The 13,531-nt window shown below is 56.9% G+C and carries 14 protein-coding genes and 1 tRNA gene; 5 read left to right on the forward strand and 10 right to left on the reverse strand.

The annotated features are described in order from the left end of the window. Nucleotides 1-116: 116 nt before the first annotated feature. Nucleotides 117-356, reverse strand: coding sequence for a hypothetical protein (locus C4N23_RS14040; RefSeq protein WP_181567101.1), 240 nt, complete (start codon nucleotides 354-356; stop codon nucleotides 117-119). Nucleotides 357-497: 141 nt separating this feature from the next. On the opposite strand from C4N23_RS14040, the gene C4N23_RS08480 reads away from it, so the two are divergent. After that, on the forward strand, nucleotides 498-1,274 hold the full coding sequence (locus tag C4N23_RS08480) for a type III pantothenate kinase (RefSeq protein ID WP_112145421.1): 777 nt from the start codon (nucleotides 498-500) through the stop codon (nucleotides 1,272-1,274). A gap of 182 nt (nucleotides 1,275-1,456) precedes the next feature. On the opposite strand, the gene C4N23_RS08485 is transcribed toward C4N23_RS08480, so the two are convergent. Next, nucleotides 1,457-1,530: transfer RNA gene (locus C4N23_RS08485), tRNA-Arg, on the reverse strand. A 220-nt stretch (nucleotides 1,531-1,750) separates the two neighbouring features. Between C4N23_RS08485 and C4N23_RS08490 the strand changes: the two genes are divergently transcribed. Further along, on the forward strand, nucleotides 1,751-3,118 hold the full coding sequence (locus C4N23_RS08490; RefSeq protein ID WP_112145423.1) for an MATE family efflux transporter: 1,368 nt from the start codon (nucleotides 1,751-1,753) through the stop codon (nucleotides 3,116-3,118). Between the two features lie 64 nt (nucleotides 3,119-3,182). Here the strand turns inward: C4N23_RS08490 and C4N23_RS08495 are convergent, their stop codons facing one another. The 5 genes from C4N23_RS08495 to C4N23_RS08515 all read right to left on the reverse strand — a co-directional run bounded on the left by C4N23_RS08495 (nucleotide 3,183) and on the right by C4N23_RS08515 (nucleotide 8,069). Then, nucleotides 3,183-3,461, reverse strand: a complete 279-nt coding sequence (locus C4N23_RS08495) for a hypothetical protein (RefSeq protein ID WP_112145425.1) — start codon at nucleotides 3,459-3,461, stop codon at nucleotides 3,183-3,185. Between the two features lie 10 nt (nucleotides 3,462-3,471). Continuing rightward, a complete protein-coding gene (locus C4N23_RS08500; protein ID WP_112145427.1) occupies nucleotides 3,472-4,263 on the reverse strand; it encodes an acyltransferase family protein in 792 nt (263 codons plus the stop codon). A 6-nt stretch (nucleotides 4,264-4,269) separates the two neighbouring features. After that, nucleotides 4,270-5,298 carry an aldo/keto reductase gene (locus C4N23_RS08505; protein WP_112145429.1) on the reverse strand — a complete coding sequence of 343 codons (1,029 nt, stop codon included), beginning with the start codon at nucleotides 5,296-5,298 and terminating at the stop codon, nucleotides 4,270-4,272. 93 nt (nucleotides 5,299-5,391) lie between these two features. Then, nucleotides 5,392-6,408: an ATPase P gene (locus C4N23_RS08510; protein WP_112145431.1), complete on the reverse strand. Its 1,017-nt coding sequence runs from the start codon at nucleotides 6,406-6,408 to the stop codon at nucleotides 5,392-5,394. 155 nt (nucleotides 6,409-6,563) lie between these two features. Continuing rightward, entirely contained in the window at nucleotides 6,564-8,069 is a 1,506-nt protein-coding gene (locus C4N23_RS08515; protein ID WP_112145433.1) for a carbon starvation CstA family protein, read from the reverse strand. A gap of 131 nt (nucleotides 8,070-8,200) precedes the next feature. Between C4N23_RS08515 and C4N23_RS13815 the strand changes: the two genes are divergently transcribed. Beyond that, a complete protein-coding gene (locus C4N23_RS13815; RefSeq protein WP_146746478.1) occupies nucleotides 8,201-8,494 on the forward strand; it encodes a hypothetical protein in 294 nt (97 codons plus the stop codon). Nucleotides 8,495-8,525: 31 nt separating this feature from the next. On the opposite strand, the gene C4N23_RS08525 is transcribed toward C4N23_RS13815, so the two are convergent. Both C4N23_RS08525 and C4N23_RS08530 read right to left on the reverse strand, forming a co-directional pair. After that, nucleotides 8,526-10,031: a carbon starvation CstA family protein gene (locus C4N23_RS08525; RefSeq protein ID WP_112145437.1), complete on the reverse strand. Its 1,506-nt coding sequence runs from the start codon at nucleotides 10,029-10,031 to the stop codon at nucleotides 8,526-8,528. A 298-nt stretch (nucleotides 10,032-10,329) separates the two neighbouring features. After that, the gene (locus C4N23_RS08530; protein WP_112145439.1) at nucleotides 10,330-11,250 is read right to left on the reverse strand and encodes a LysR family transcriptional regulator; all 921 of its coding nucleotides are present in this window, start codon (nucleotides 11,248-11,250) and stop codon (nucleotides 10,330-10,332) included. A 121-nt stretch (nucleotides 11,251-11,371) separates the two neighbouring features. Here C4N23_RS08530 and C4N23_RS08535 point away from each other — a divergent pair, with 121 nt between their 5' ends. Beyond that, a complete protein-coding gene (locus C4N23_RS08535; RefSeq protein WP_055192132.1) occupies nucleotides 11,372-11,581 on the forward strand; it encodes a hypothetical protein in 210 nt (69 codons plus the stop codon). 10 nt (nucleotides 11,582-11,591) lie between these two features. Then, the gene (locus C4N23_RS08540) at nucleotides 11,592-12,131 is read left to right on the forward strand and encodes a histidine phosphatase family protein (RefSeq protein WP_112145441.1); all 540 of its coding nucleotides are present in this window, start codon (nucleotides 11,592-11,594) and stop codon (nucleotides 12,129-12,131) included. 42 nt (nucleotides 12,132-12,173) lie between these two features. Here C4N23_RS08540 and C4N23_RS08545 read toward each other — a convergent pair whose 3' ends face one another. Further along, nucleotides 12,174-13,526 (reverse strand): MATE family efflux transporter, encoded by a 1,353-nt coding sequence (locus C4N23_RS08545; protein ID WP_112145443.1) that lies wholly within the window; start codon nucleotides 13,524-13,526, stop codon nucleotides 12,174-12,176. Nucleotides 13,527-13,531: the final 5 nt, after the last annotated feature.

A 13,531-nucleotide genomic window follows, 5' to 3' on the forward strand; every position in this document is an offset into this window, starting at 1 on the left:
TGTTTACCGTGTTTTTCCAACACGAAAATAGGTTCCGTTACAAGTTTTTCGATATTGTTCAATTTTCAAGGTCCTGTAAGCGCCTCAACCTTTCGGCTGACGACTTGATTATTTTATCACAGAAGTGATTTTTTGTCAAGCTCTTTTTTCAAAGCTGTCGAACTTTCTGAACTTGGAGCGTCCCGAAACCTCTCAAATCTCTTTGGTGTTTCTTGACGTCTATTGGTTCTTTTCTTCGGCTTCTTGCTGAGGCTTCGGAAGTCATTCTTTTGTCTCAGCGCTTGGCGCTCAGGTATAATACCATACCCCCGGAGGAATGTCAACACTTTTTTGCAAGTTTTTTCAAAAAACTTCAAGTTTCTGTTTGCGGGCAGAAAACTGAACCTCTCCGAGACGGCCAAGGCCGTCTCGGCTCCCCTTTTGCAAGGGGAGCTTGCAGTTTTGAGCGGGGTGTTATATTATATAATTACATTATAAGGCAGAGGAGGCCCCTGACCATGATCCTGACGGTCAACATCGGCAACACACACATCACCATCGCCGGCTACGAGCACGACGCGCTGCAATTCAGCGGGCGGCTCCACTCCGACACAGCAGCGACCATTGATGAATACGCCATGAATCTGCTGAATCTGCTTTCCTTATATCGCGTCGAGCCGGAGCGGATCGAGGGCGGCATTCTGGGTAGTGTGGTGCCCGCGCTGACAGGCCGGGTGCTGGCGGCGCTGCGAATGCTCTCTTCTGCCCGCATCCTGACCGTCGGGCCGGGGCTGAAGAGCGGCATCAAGCTGCGGCTCGACAATCCTGCCCAACTGGGCGCCGAACTGCTCTGCGGTGCGGTGGCGGCGCTGGCCGAGGGACCCGGCCCGCTGGCTGTCATTTCCGCCGACACTGCCATCTCCATCATGGCCGTCAACGAGAAGCAGGAGCTGGTGGGCGGCGTCATTATGCCCGGCCCGCAGCTTTCACAGGCGGCGCTGGTACAGAAAACCGCCCAGCTGCCCCAGATCGACCTTTCCGCACCGGCGGCCCCCTCCATTCTGGGCAAGAACACCGCCGCCTGTTTGCAGAACGGTTTTGTGCTGGGCACCGCCGGGCTGCTGGATGGCTTGGCCGAGCGGTTCCGCGCCGAGCTTGGCCCCGACCTGAAGTTCTACGCCACCGGCAATCTGCCCCGCACCATCCGCGAGGCATGCCGCACCAACATTCTCTACCGCGAAACGCTCATTACAGATGGCTTGTACCGCATCTGGCTGAAGAATAAAAAGGGGTAACGAATCCTCCCGGAAGCATGGGAAACGGTAGTCCTCTTGTTAGACATTCCTATGGGCCTAGGAACCGCGGGCTAAGCAACAGCCCACCGGGCTGATTGCTTACGGCACTTCGTGCCGCCGCCCTGTTCGAATCCTCCCGGAAGCAAAAAATCCCAGTACACATTTGTGTACTGGGATTTTTATGCGACCGGGAGGATTCGAACCTCTGGCCTTCCGGGTCGGAGCCGAACGCTCTATCCAGCTGAGCTACGATCGCACATGCCTGAACGAATTCAGTATAAGGTAGTATAGCACAGCTGCCCAAAAAATGCAAATAGAAATCTTCACCCCATTTTTCATTCGTTCTGCCGCTCTGCAAAATTTCACCCGTCTTTTGGCGGTTCCCATCTTGCAAAAGCGCCGTCGGGCTTTATAATAGAGCTTGTGCCCCGGTGTGCGCGGGCACGGTTTAGGATTTGAAAAAGGGATCATCAACTATGAAATCGAACACCCAAACGCTGACGGAAGGGCCTCTGGCCAAGCAGATCCTTCTGGTCAGTCTCCCGCTGGCGCTTTCCAACCTCTTACAGGTGCTGTTCAACATGTCGGACGTGGCCGTGGTAGGCCGGTTCGCGGGCTCCACGGCGCTGGGCGCGGTGGGCTCCACCAGCATCTTCGTCACCCTGTTCACCGGCTTCCTCATCGGCCTGAGCAACGGCATCAACGTGCTGGTGGCCCGCTTTTACGGGGCCAAGCACGGCGACGACGTCCGGTGCACGGTCCACTCAGCGCTGGTGGTCAGCTTCATTGCCGGTGTGGTGCTGCTGGGCATCGGGCTGCTGGGTTCCCCCGCCCTGCTCCGGCTCCTGAACACCAAGGACGACCTGCTCCCCGGCGCCATCCTCTACCTGCGGGTCTACTTCCTCGGTATGCCGGCGCTGGCGCTCTACAACTTCGGCAACGCCATCTTCAGCGCCATCGGCGACACAAAAAAACCGCTGTACTTTCTGAGCATCGCGGGCGTTCTGAACATCCTGCTCAACCTCTTCTTCGTCATTATCTGCAAGCTGGACGTAGCGGGCGTGGCGCTGGCCAGCGCCATCTCCCAGTGCGTCTCGGCGGGGCTCATCCTCCACGCCCTGACCAAGGTGCAGGACTGCTACGCCCTCGATTTCAAACAGGCCAAGCTCGACCCCGCCATGACCAAAAGCATCCTTGCTCTCGGTCTGCCCGCCGGGTTCCAGAACGCCATCTTCGCCATCGCGAACCTCTTCATTCAGGCGGGCGTCAACTCCTTCGACTCCCTCATGGTCAAGGGCAACTCCGCCGCCGCCAACGCCGACAACCTCATCTACGACTGCATGGCCGCCTTCTACATGGCCTGTGCCAGCTTCATGAGCCAGAACTACGGCGCGGGCAAGCCCGACCGCGTAAAGAAAAGCTACTTCATCGCACTGGCCTACTCTTTTGGCGTAGGTCTGCTGCTGGGCGGCAGCCTGTTCCTGTTCGGGCGGCAGTTCCTCGCCCTGTTCACCACGGAAGCCGCCGTTATCGACGCAGGCATGAAGCGCGTGGGCGTCATGGGCCTTGCCTACTGCATCTCCGCTTTTATGGACTGCACCATTGCCGCCTCCCGCGGCCTTGGCAAGACTGTCGTGCCCACCATCATCGTCATCCTCGGCTCCTGTGTGTTCCGGGTGATCTGGGTGTACACCATCTTTGCCCACTTCCACACCATCCCGTCCCTCTACCTGCTCTACCCCTGCTCGTGGATCCTGACTGCCTTCGCAGAGATCCTCTACTTCGTCCACTGCTACAAGGACGCCATGAAGATCTTCAAGGTATCCGTCCCCGCTTCGCTGTAACATTTCAGAGATCAACAAAAGGCAGATGCCGTATCGCGCGGCATCTGCCTTTTTTGTGCCCATTTCAACCTTTTTTCAGAAACAGCGTTCCGATATGTGGAATTTTACTTGCACCTTCTACGATAAGATAGCTCAAAAGATATGTTCCAATTGCCAACGCAATAACTTCTGTCGATTTGTCGCCAATGACCCCCACGTTCTTTATCTCCACCATGAGAAGCATATCATGCAGCAAATAGATTCCAAACGAGCAAATGGAAAGCCTTTTGGCCGGCCGTTCAATCCAGCTAGGGAATTTTATGTTCATCAGCGTGATAAATATTCCTGCGCCGATCAACGGCATCAGATAGTAATTATACCATACCTGCCACGCGATTCCCTGAGAGAAGTACGCCAGTTGCGCGTACACTGTCCGCGCGTACCCCCCCCCCCATTAGAATCGCGAAAATCATTGCAATGCGATATTTTTTCTCGCATAAAACTTTCTTGCAACGTGCAATCGCATATCCCAATATCAAATATAAGCCATAGGCATTCCCTCCATAGCTCAAGTCGATTTGGGCGTATACCATTTCATTCGACGGAATTTGCAGCATCGACTGATACGAATTCACACTCGGAACTATGAAAAGGTACACATACACAGCAAGCATCATGATAGACAACAGCGTCCAAGGTATTTGCTTCAACGCGTTCGCCACATATGGCAAAAACAGATACATTCCAATAATCATCGGCATGTACCATGTATGGCTCAACCCCGCATGTTCCAAAAATAATGCCCGCCGAATATATTGCGCCACATCAAACGGCATCTGATAATACCATGCTAAGAAAACACAATAGATAAAAATCCATAATTCCCAGACGCCCAGCATCGGCAGAAAGTTGTGTTTATAAAATCTTTTTATTTTGTTCTCATCATAACTTTGCGGAAGCAAAAGATAGCCGGATAAGAGCAGAAAAAGCGGAACTCCGCATCTTCCAAATGTAAATGCCGCAAAATAAAACGCGCTGCTGCTGTGGGGAATCATCTGATACTGCTCCATACTCATAGAGTAAACAGACTCCGCGGCATGATTCATCACAACACAAAATGCTGCTAATGCGCGTATCACATCCAAATCACTGTCACGCTGCTTCATATTTCATTACACCTTTACTTCTCCCGCCAGCACCCGCTTATAGTCCTCGTAGTTGCGGGCCAGCAGGGCGGGCGTATCCAGCCCATAGGGGCACTTGGCCTTGCACTGGTTGCAGTGCAGACAGTTCTCGATCTTCTTCATTTTGGCCTGTCCCTCCGGGCTCAGGTAGGCCGCAGCGGGCGACCGGCGCAGGAGAAGGCTCATGCGGGCGCAGCTGTTGATCTCGATGCCCACCGGGCAGGGCATACAGTAGCCGCAACCCCGGCAGAACTCGCCGCGCAGCTCGGCGCGGTCCTTCTCGATGACGGCCCGCAGTTCCTCGTTCATCCGGGGCGGGTTGTCGATATAGGAGAGGAACTCGTCCAGCTCCGTTTCCCGCTGCACGCCCCAGATGGGCAGGACGTTGTCGTACTGGGCCTCAAAGGCGTAGGCGGCGGCGCTGTTGGTGATGAGGCCGCCGGACAGGCCCTTCATCGCGATGAAGCCGACGTCCTTTGCTCGGCACAGCTCCACCAGCTCCAATTCCTGCTCGCCGGAAATGTAGCTGAACGGGAACTGCAGCGTCTCGTACAGGCCGCTCTCGATGGCCTCCTTCGCCACGGTCAGGCGGTGGTTGGTCAGGCCGATGTGGCGGATCATTCCCTTTTCCTTGGCCTCCAGCGCGGCTTCATACAGGCCGGAGCCGTCGCCGGGCTTGGGGCAGAAGGCGGGGTTGTGGAACTGGTACAGGTCGATGTACTCGGTGCGCAGGTTCCGGAGGGAGGTGTGCAGGTCCTCCCAGAAATCCTCTGCGTTCTGGGCGGCGGTCTTGGTAGCAATATAGACCTCGCTGCGGATGCCCTCGAAGGCCTCGCCCAGCTTCACTTCGCTGTCGGTGTAGGCGCGGGCGGTGTCGAAAAAGCGGATGCCGGCCTTGTAGGCCTTGCGGGCCAGATGCACCGCGTCTTCCTGTGAGATGCGCTGGATGGGCAGCGCGCCGAAACCGTTTTTGTTCACGGTGATGTCGGTGGTGCCAAGAGTGACCATGTCCTTCATAAGAAACCTCCTGTTTCCGAATGACTCTCTTCTGCTATTATAAAGCAAAGGGCCGACGGTGGCAATGCCCCGCCGGCTCTTTTGCTTGGCTGTTTATTCGTAATCGTGGTTCAGGAACATGGCCTTGATGACAACGACCTCGTCATACTCGTCCTGATCGACCTGAACATCGGCGTTCAGCTCTTTCAGGCGGTTCTTAACGGCATCCAGCGCCTCCGGCACGGTGACGGCGCGGCCCTCTTCAATGGCGTCCATCATCCGCTTGAGCACCACCGGGTGTGCGTAATAGCTGGGCACCGGGAAAGCCCCATTGGGGTAGGTCTTGACGTAATCCGCCGCAGCCTGTTCCGCTTTTTCGGCGCGCTTCATGATGGAGTTGTGGTTGTTGCGGGCCGTGGGCAGCATATTGTAGCTGGAAAAGAGGAAGATGGCCGCAAAGCCGAACAGCGCAAAATAGATGCCGTAGTTGCCCACATGGTTGGTGATGGCGTACAGGCCGTAAGCCGCCGCCACGATGCCAAAAATGAAGATGGTCAGCGCGACGTAGCGGTACACGGGCTTGCTCTTGAGCTGGGCACGCTTGCGGCGCTCGGCGGCGCTCAGCTCGTCCGAGACGGCGGGCTTTGCCTCCAAGAACTCCTTCGCCCTGCGCAGCACGGTCAGGCTGTGTTCGGCGTCCTTGGTCAGCTCCGGCAGCTTGCGGGCAGCCTTTTCTGCGGCCTGTTTTGCCACGGCCTGTTCGCCCGCCGCGCTCAGCAGCTTGATCTGCGGCTGCTCCTTGGCGAGGACATCCAGCAGGGCGTCCACGTCCCGCTCATCCTTGAAGTTGCACTGCTTCTGCTTGCCGCCGTCGTACTCCACCACGAGGTAGGCCATGGAGGCGAACATTCCCTTGCCGGTAAAGCCGCCTTGGCTCATGGCCACCCGCTTGAAGACGCGGGTGATGCTGCCGTAGGGCAGATAATAGCGGCGGTCGATGTAGAAGCTGTTGAGGTAAAGCGCCTTTTTGCCCACGCCGCAGGGGCCGATCTTCTTACAGGCTTTTTTATCGGCTTCCAGCTCGTCGGCGTTGAGCTTCGCCAGACCCAGTTGTGCAGGTTTGAACAGCATAGTGTATCCCTCTTTTGTTTTGTTTGATCCCATTGTCCCACTGTATCCAAAAAATTGCAAGAGCCTTTTCCAAACCTTTGCCAAAAGAAAACCGACCGCTGGGATGGGCAGCGGCCGGTTTGGAAGTTACAGGGGGTTATGCCGCCATGAATGGGTTATGCGGCTTTCTTCGCAGTGGTCTTCTTCGTGGCGTGGAGGAAGATGGCCAGCATTGCGATCGCAAAGATGATACCGATGGGGTATGCCAGTGCGGTGTTGTAAATGGTGGCACCTTCTGCCGTCTTGCTGTTGAGCAGACCGCCCAAGCACTCAGGAGCCAGCACGAAGTAGGTGCAGGACACAGCGCTCATGAAGGTTGCAGGAACAGCGGTGATCCAGTAGTTCTTCTTCTCCTTGAACAGGTACATGGAAGCGGCCCACAGAACGATCATAGCGAGGGTCTGGTTGGTCCAGCTGAAGTAACGCCAGATGACGGTGTAGTTGATGAAGCCCAGTGCGTTGCCGATGCCAAGGAAAGCACCAATGCCCAGAACGGGGACGCAGAGCTTCAGGCGGTTTGCGTAGCTGTCCTGATCGAGCTTCAGCCAGTCGGCCAGAGTCAGACGAGCGGAACGGAAAGCCGTATCGCCGGAGGTGACGGGGCAGATGACGACGCCGATCATAGCCAGCGCAATGCCGATACCGCCCATGGTCTTGGAGCAGACATCATAGATGGCGGCGGACTGGCCTTCTGCCAGAGCGGCGGCCAGACCGGTGTTCAGACCACCGGTGACCTCATACAGAGAGCAACCAGCAGCGGCCCAGATCAGAGCAATGATGCCCTCACAGACCATGGCACCATAGAAGACGAAGTGGCCCTGCTTCTCACTCTTCATGCAGCGCGCCATGAGGGGCGACTGGGTGGAGTGGAAGCCGGAAATAGCGCCGCAGGCGACGGTGATGAACATGAAGCTCCAGATCGGGGTGCCCGACGGGTGCATGCTGCCGAAATGATCCCACAGTTCGGGGATGGTGTAAGCGGGGTTGGTGAAGATACCGAAGATAACGCCCACAGCCATGATGATCAGGCAGATGCCGAACACGGGGTAGATCTTACCGATGATGGCGTCAATGGAAATGAAAGTCGCGATGAAGTAGTAGACCAGAATGATGATCAGCCAGAACAGGGTGGTGGTGAGCACGCCGCTCATGCCACTGTTCTTGCACAGGGTCACGATCAGGCCGGCAGGGCCGACTGCGAACACGGTACCGACCATGATCAGCAGCACGACGGAGAACACACGCATGATGTTCTGCATCACGGGTCCCAGATACTTACCGGTAACCTCAGCGATGGAAGCGCCCTCATTGCGCTCGCTCATCATACCGGAGAAGTAATCGTGGACGCCACCTGCAAAGATGGTACCAAAGGTGATCCACAGGAACACCACGGGGCCCCACAGAGCACCCTGCAGTGCACCGAAGATGGGGCCGAGGCCCGCAATGTTCAGCAACTGGACGAGGAACAGCTTCCACTGGGGCATCACGACGTAGTCAACGCCATCGTTGATGCGCACAGCAGGAGTTTCACGGTCGTCCGGTCCAAACGTGTTGTCAACGATCTTGCCATAGACAAAATAGCCGATGATCAGGAGCGCCAGACAGAGTAAGAAACTAATCATACCAGAAACCTCCTTTTAAGATCCACGCCCGGCCCCATTCTGCCGTGCGCGGTCATTTCTGGCCTTATGTTAACACACTCTTCATAATTCGTGTAATATCTTTCGAGAATGGCCCTCATATCAAAAAGTATATGGCAAAGATTCCTTTTGCTGCCCGGAAAAGATTTTTTGTCGTTCATTCGACTAATTTTCTTTACCTCAAACGTTCCCGATCCCGTTTTTTCAACCAGAGTTGCTCCTTCCAAACTTTTTGGGCGTTTTTTGTGCACTTTGACCAGTTTTGTGCTTTTTGCACTATTTTCCGTGATTTTTCTGCACAGATCGACGAGAGTTTCCGCAAAACAAACGAAGGGGCTGTTGCATCGGCTCCCTCCGGCATCGCGCAAGCGATGTCGGAAGGAGTTGTGCAGCAGCCCTTCGTATGAATGGGTCATGAAATTGAAATGTCGATCCAGCTTATGCAGCCTTGTTCGCAGCCGTTTTCTTGGTGGCGTGGATGAAGAGCGCCAGCATAGCCGCTGCGAAGATGATGCCGATGGGGTATGCCACCGCCGTGTTGTAGATGGTAGCGCCCTCTGCCGTCTTGCTGTTGAGCAGACCGCCCAAGCACTCAGGAGCCAGCACGAAGTAGGTGGAAGACACCGCGCTCATGAAGGTCGCGGGCACTGCGGTGATCCAGTAGTTCTTCTTTTCCTTGAAGAGGTACATGGAAGCCGCCCACAGAACGATCATAGCGAGGGTCTGGTTGGTCCAGCTGAAGTAACGCCAGATGACGGTGTAGTTGATGAAGCCCAGTGCGTTGCCGATGCCAAGGAAAGCACCAACGCCCAGAACAGGAATGCAGAGCTTCAGGCGGTTCGCGTAGCTGTCCTGATCGATCTTGAGCCAGTCGGCCAGAGTCAGACGAGCGGAACGGAAGGCCGTATCACCAGAGGTGATGGGGCAGACCACAACGCCGATCATGGCCAGCGCAATGCCGACACCGCCCATGGTCTTGGAGCAGACATCGTAGATGGCCTTGGACTGGCCCATGGCCAGCGCAGCGGCCAGACCGGTGTTCTTGCCGCCGACGACCTCGTACAGGGAGCAGCCAGCAGCGGCCCAGATCAGAGCGATGATGCCCTCACAGACCATGGCACCGTAGAAGACGAAGTGGCCCTGCTTCTCGCTCTTCATGCAGCGCGCCATCAGAGGCGACTGAGTGGAGTGGAAGCCAGAGATCGCGCCGCAGGCGACGGTGATGAACATGAAGCTCCAGATCGGGGTGCCCGACGGGTGCATACTGCCGAAGTGCTCCCAGATCTCCGGGATGGTGTAAGCAGAATTGGTGAAGATACCGAAGATGACGCCGATGGCCATGATGATCAGGCAGATGCCGAAGATGGGGTAGATCTTGCCGATGACCGCGTCAATGGAGATAAAGGTCGCGATGAAGTAGTAGGCCAGAATGATGATCAGCCAGAACAACAGCGACGTCAGCACGCCGGAAGCACCGCTCTGGTTGCACAGCTCGACGATCAGGCCCGCAGGGCCGACGGCGAAGACGGTACCGACCATGATCAGCAGCACCACGGAGAACACGCGCATGATGTTCTGCATCACGGGGCCTAAGTATTTGCCGGTGATCTCGGCGATGGAAGCGCCGTCGTTGCGCTCACTCATCATGCCGGAGAAGTAGTCGTGGACGCCACCTGCAAAGATGGTGCCGAAGGTGATCCACAGGAAGACCACCGGCCCCCACAGAGCGCCCTGCATTGCACCGAAGATGGGGCCGAGGCCCGCAATGTTCAGCAGCTGGACGAGGAACAGCTTCCACTGGGGCATCACAACGTAGTCCACGCCATCGTTGATCCGCACCGCAGGGGTCTCGCGGTCGTCCGGCCCAAAGGTATTGTCCACGATCTTACCGTAGACGAAGTAGCCCACGATCAAAACCGCCAGACAGAGCAAGAAACTAATCATACCAGAAACCTCCTTTTTCCGGTGCTGTCCGCAGCCCCATTCCGCCGCCGGGCAGCCCCAAATCTCTGGTCTCATGTTAACATATTTTTCATCATCTGCACAATATTTTTCCAGTATAGGGCCATATCGGATTTTATATAGCCATTAAGAATTTTTACCGTTTTTAGGTTCATTTTCCGACCAATTATCAGCAAAAAAGAAACGAAGCGGGAAATCTCGCTTCGTTTCTTTGCCACATTTCTCTATTTTTAACGATTCCGGTCGATGAAATCTTATCCGGTTCTTAACCGGGGGAAACTCATTTCACGGTCTGGGCCGCCTGTTTCTGGAGCAGATCGACAAATGCCTGTTCCTCGGCGCGCAGACTGCCCTTGTCCGGATAGACCAGAACATCCCGCATCCGCTGGCGCTGGGCCGGGCACTTTCTCAGCACCAGATGGTACTGCTCCAGCGCCTTGCGGGGCATGGGCGACGCCCACATGTAAGCCGTGGGCAGCCGCTGCAAGATCGAGAACTGGCTGCACCGCTCGTACACATGGATGCGCCGGGCCTGATTCACATGCCAGCGCACGCCGTCGCCGCCCTCCTCGCCGGGCAGTTGGAAGTCGTCGTGCAGGATCTCCATATACTGATTCAGCTCCGCAAGGTCGTGCACCTCGTGCTTTGCCAGTGGGCCATCCCGGTTGGTCAGAAGCTGGTACTCGAAATCCATCACCGGTTCCATCTTCAGCCCCCGCCGGGCGCAGTAGTGGCTGTAGTGCTCGTCGTCCTCCATGGCGTACCGCAGCAGCGCCAGATGATAGCCCCGCCGCAGCACGAAATCCAGCGCCTCCATCGAGCCGCCCTCCCGGATGTGGATGTGCATCTTTTCCAGATGGGCCGCCTGTTCCAGATAGTCCACCGCCGCGTAGGACGCATAGGTGGCATGGGGCAGCATCACCCGCAGTTCGGCGCAGCGCTCCTGCTCCTCCTCCACGCTCCGGCTCAGCAGATCCACATCTTCCAACACCCGCTCGGCCTGTTCGATGAACCGCCGCCCCTGCTCGGTGGGGATCATGCCGGTGGACGAGCGCTCAAAGATCCGGATCTTGTACTCTTCCTCCAAGTTTTTCAGCGCCTTGCTGATGTTGGGCTGGGCCGCATACAGCTGCTTTGCCGCGGCGCTGACCGAGCCCCACTGCATGATCGCAACCAGATACCGCAATTCTGTAATGTTCAAGCTCTTCTCTCCTTTTGGCATCGTATCCTATCTGTTCATTATTGTATCAGCCCCGCCGACGCGCTGTCAAGTTGACGGCGGCACATCGACGTTTTATAATAAGAAAAAAGGAGTTTTTGCTATGGAGATCTACCACGTTCTGCGCATCGACGAGCAGTTATACGGCTGCGAAGAGCTGCCGGAGGGCCAGCCCGTCTGCTGCGATGTCTTATTGGAGGATGCCGCCGGGCAGCGGCGGGTCCTCGCCTACCCGGACGCCGAACTCACCCGCCTTGGCATCAACGAAGGCGACGCCGTCCGGCTCGAACACCACACCCTGACCAAATGTTAAAGGAGCGCTTATGCACAGCCTGTATTTTACCCGCCACGGCGAGACCGTCTGGAACATCGAAAACAAGATCTGCGGCATGACCGACAGCCCGCTGACCGCCCGCGGCCGGGAACAGGCCGCCGCACTGGGGGCCCATGTCCGGGACAGCGGGGTGCACATCGACGAGATCCTGTACTCTCCCCTCTCCCGCGCCGCCGACACCGCCAAGGCCATCGCTGCGGCCACCGGCATCCCCGCCCGGCCGGAACCCCGGCTGCGGGAGCAGTGCTTCGGCCGCTACGAGGGCACCCCCCGCGACGGTGCCGAGTTCAAAATTTCCAAGACCCACTTTGCCGACCGCTATTCCGGCGGCGAAAGCATGCTGCAATTGGCCCAACGCATCTACGATCTGCTGGACGAACTCAAAGCCGACGAGGGCAAGACCTACCTTCTCGTCGCCCACAACGGCATCGCCCGCGTCGTGCGCTCCTACTTCTTCGATATGACCAATGAGGAGTACGCCGCCTTCGGCATCAAAAACTGCGAGTTCGTGGAGTACACATTCGAATAACGAGAAAGGCCGCCGGCACCCGGCGGCCTTTCTCGTTACTTTTTACTCTGCGTGACGGTAATGGAACTTTTTATCCTTGGTCACGAACATATACACGCTGACAGCCAGCGCGGCAAGCTCGGCGGCGGTGATGGCCAGCCAGATGCCGTCGATGCCCCAAAGCGCAGGCAGGACGAGGACCGCCGCCACTTGGAACAGCAGGGTGCGCAGGAAGGAGATCAGCGCACTGGTCACGCCATCGCCCAGCGCCGTGAAGAAGGACGATGCATAGACGTTGAACCCCATGATGAGGAAGCTCAGGCCGTACAAGCGGAAGGCGCGGGTGGTCAGGACCAGCAGCTCAGCGTCATAGCCAACGAAGATGGCGGCCACATAAGGGATGACGAACATGGAACCGATGGTCAGGAAAACGGCCACCACGCCGATGAGCCGGAAGCTCATGGAGTAAAGGTTGTGGACCTCTTTCCGGTTGCGGGCACCGTAGTGGTAGCTGATGATGGGGGCGCTGCCGACGGCATAGCCGACGAACACCGCCACGAACAGGAAGGACGCATACATGATGACGCCGTAGGCCGCCACGCCGTTTTCGCCCGCAAAGCGGAGCAGTTGATAGTTATAGAGGATGTTGACCAGCGACATCGAGAGGTTGGTCATCAGCTCGGAAGAGCCGTTGACACAGGCGTTCATCAGGACACGGCGGTTGAACTTGGTCTTGCTGAGGTGCAGCCGGCTCGTGTTGTTCCGGTTTACAAAATAAAACACTGGCAGCAGACCGCCGACGATCTGGCTGATAAAGGTCGCAATGGCTGCACCCTCGACGCCCCAGTGGAGCGCGCCGACCAGAACGACGTCCAGCACCATATTGGTGCAGCCCGCGCCCACCGTAAAGGCAAAGCCGAGGTGCGGCTTTTCGGCGGTAACGAAAAAGCTCTGGAACATATTCTGCAAAATAAAGGTGGGCAGAGAGATCAGCAGGATGCGGCCATACCGCAGCGCATAGTCCAGCATCTCCCCCTTTGCGCCCAGCAGCGCAGCCACCGGCTCAATGATGAGCAGACCGATGACCGTGAAGACGATGCCCGCAACGAGGGCCGCGATCAGGAACAGGCTGAAAAATTCATCGGCCTTCTTGTTGTCACCCTCGCCCAGCGTGATGCCTACAATGGCCGAGCCGCCGGTACCCAGCATGAAGCCGACCGTGCCGATCAGCATCGGCAGCGGCATGATGAGGTTGACCGCAGCAAAAGCCGTTTTGCCCACAAAGTTCGAGACGCACAGGCCGTCCACGATGCCGTAGATCGAGGTGAACAGCATGGTACCGATGCAGGGCAGCACAAACCGAACCAGCCGGGAATAGGTAAAGTGGTCGGACAATTGAATGGGTTGTTTTGGCATGAGTT

Origin of the sequence: Faecalibacterium hattorii, assembly GCF_003287455.1 — a bacterium.
GTDB classification, from domain to species: domain Bacteria; phylum Bacillota; class Clostridia; order Oscillospirales; family Ruminococcaceae; genus Faecalibacterium; species Faecalibacterium hattorii.

What these genes read in the sequence shown, in the direction of transcription:
- C4N23_RS13815 (WP_146746478.1), top strand. Translation starts at nt 8,201, where the DNA reads ATGGCAAAGATTCCTTTTGCTGCCCGGAAAAGATTTTTTGTCGTTCAT.
- C4N23_RS08505 (WP_112145429.1), bottom strand. Translation starts at nt 5,298, where the DNA reads ATGAAGGACATGGTCACTCTTGGCACCACCGACATCACCGTGAACAAA.
- C4N23_RS08535 (WP_055192132.1), top strand. Translation starts at nt 11,372, where the DNA reads ATGGAGATCTACCACGTTCTGCGCATCGACGAGCAGTTATACGGCTGC.
- C4N23_RS08525 (WP_112145437.1), bottom strand. Translation starts at nt 10,031, where the DNA reads ATGATTAGTTTCTTGCTCTGTCTGGCGGTTTTGATCGTGGGCTACTTC.
- C4N23_RS08510 (WP_112145431.1), bottom strand. Translation starts at nt 6,408, where the DNA reads ATGCTGTTCAAACCTGCACAACTGGGTCTGGCGAAGCTCAACGCCGAC.
- C4N23_RS08545 (WP_112145443.1), bottom strand. Translation starts at nt 13,526, where the DNA reads ATGCCAAAACAACCCATTCAATTGTCCGACCACTTTACCTATTCCCGG.
- C4N23_RS08495 (WP_112145425.1), bottom strand. Translation starts at nt 3,461, where the DNA reads ATGCCGTTGATCGGCGCAGGAATATTTATCACGCTGATGAACATAAAA.
- C4N23_RS08490 (WP_112145423.1), top strand. Translation starts at nt 1,751, where the DNA reads ATGAAATCGAACACCCAAACGCTGACGGAAGGGCCTCTGGCCAAGCAG.
- C4N23_RS08540 (WP_112145441.1), top strand. Translation starts at nt 11,592, where the DNA reads ATGCACAGCCTGTATTTTACCCGCCACGGCGAGACCGTCTGGAACATC.
- C4N23_RS08500 (WP_112145427.1), bottom strand. Translation starts at nt 4,263, where the DNA reads ATGAAGCAGCGTGACAGTGATTTGGATGTGATACGCGCATTAGCAGCA.
- C4N23_RS08515 (WP_112145433.1), bottom strand. Translation starts at nt 8,069, where the DNA reads ATGATTAGTTTCTTACTCTGTCTGGCGCTCCTGATCATCGGCTATTTT.
- C4N23_RS08480 (WP_112145421.1), top strand. Translation starts at nt 498, where the DNA reads ATGATCCTGACGGTCAACATCGGCAACACACACATCACCATCGCCGGC.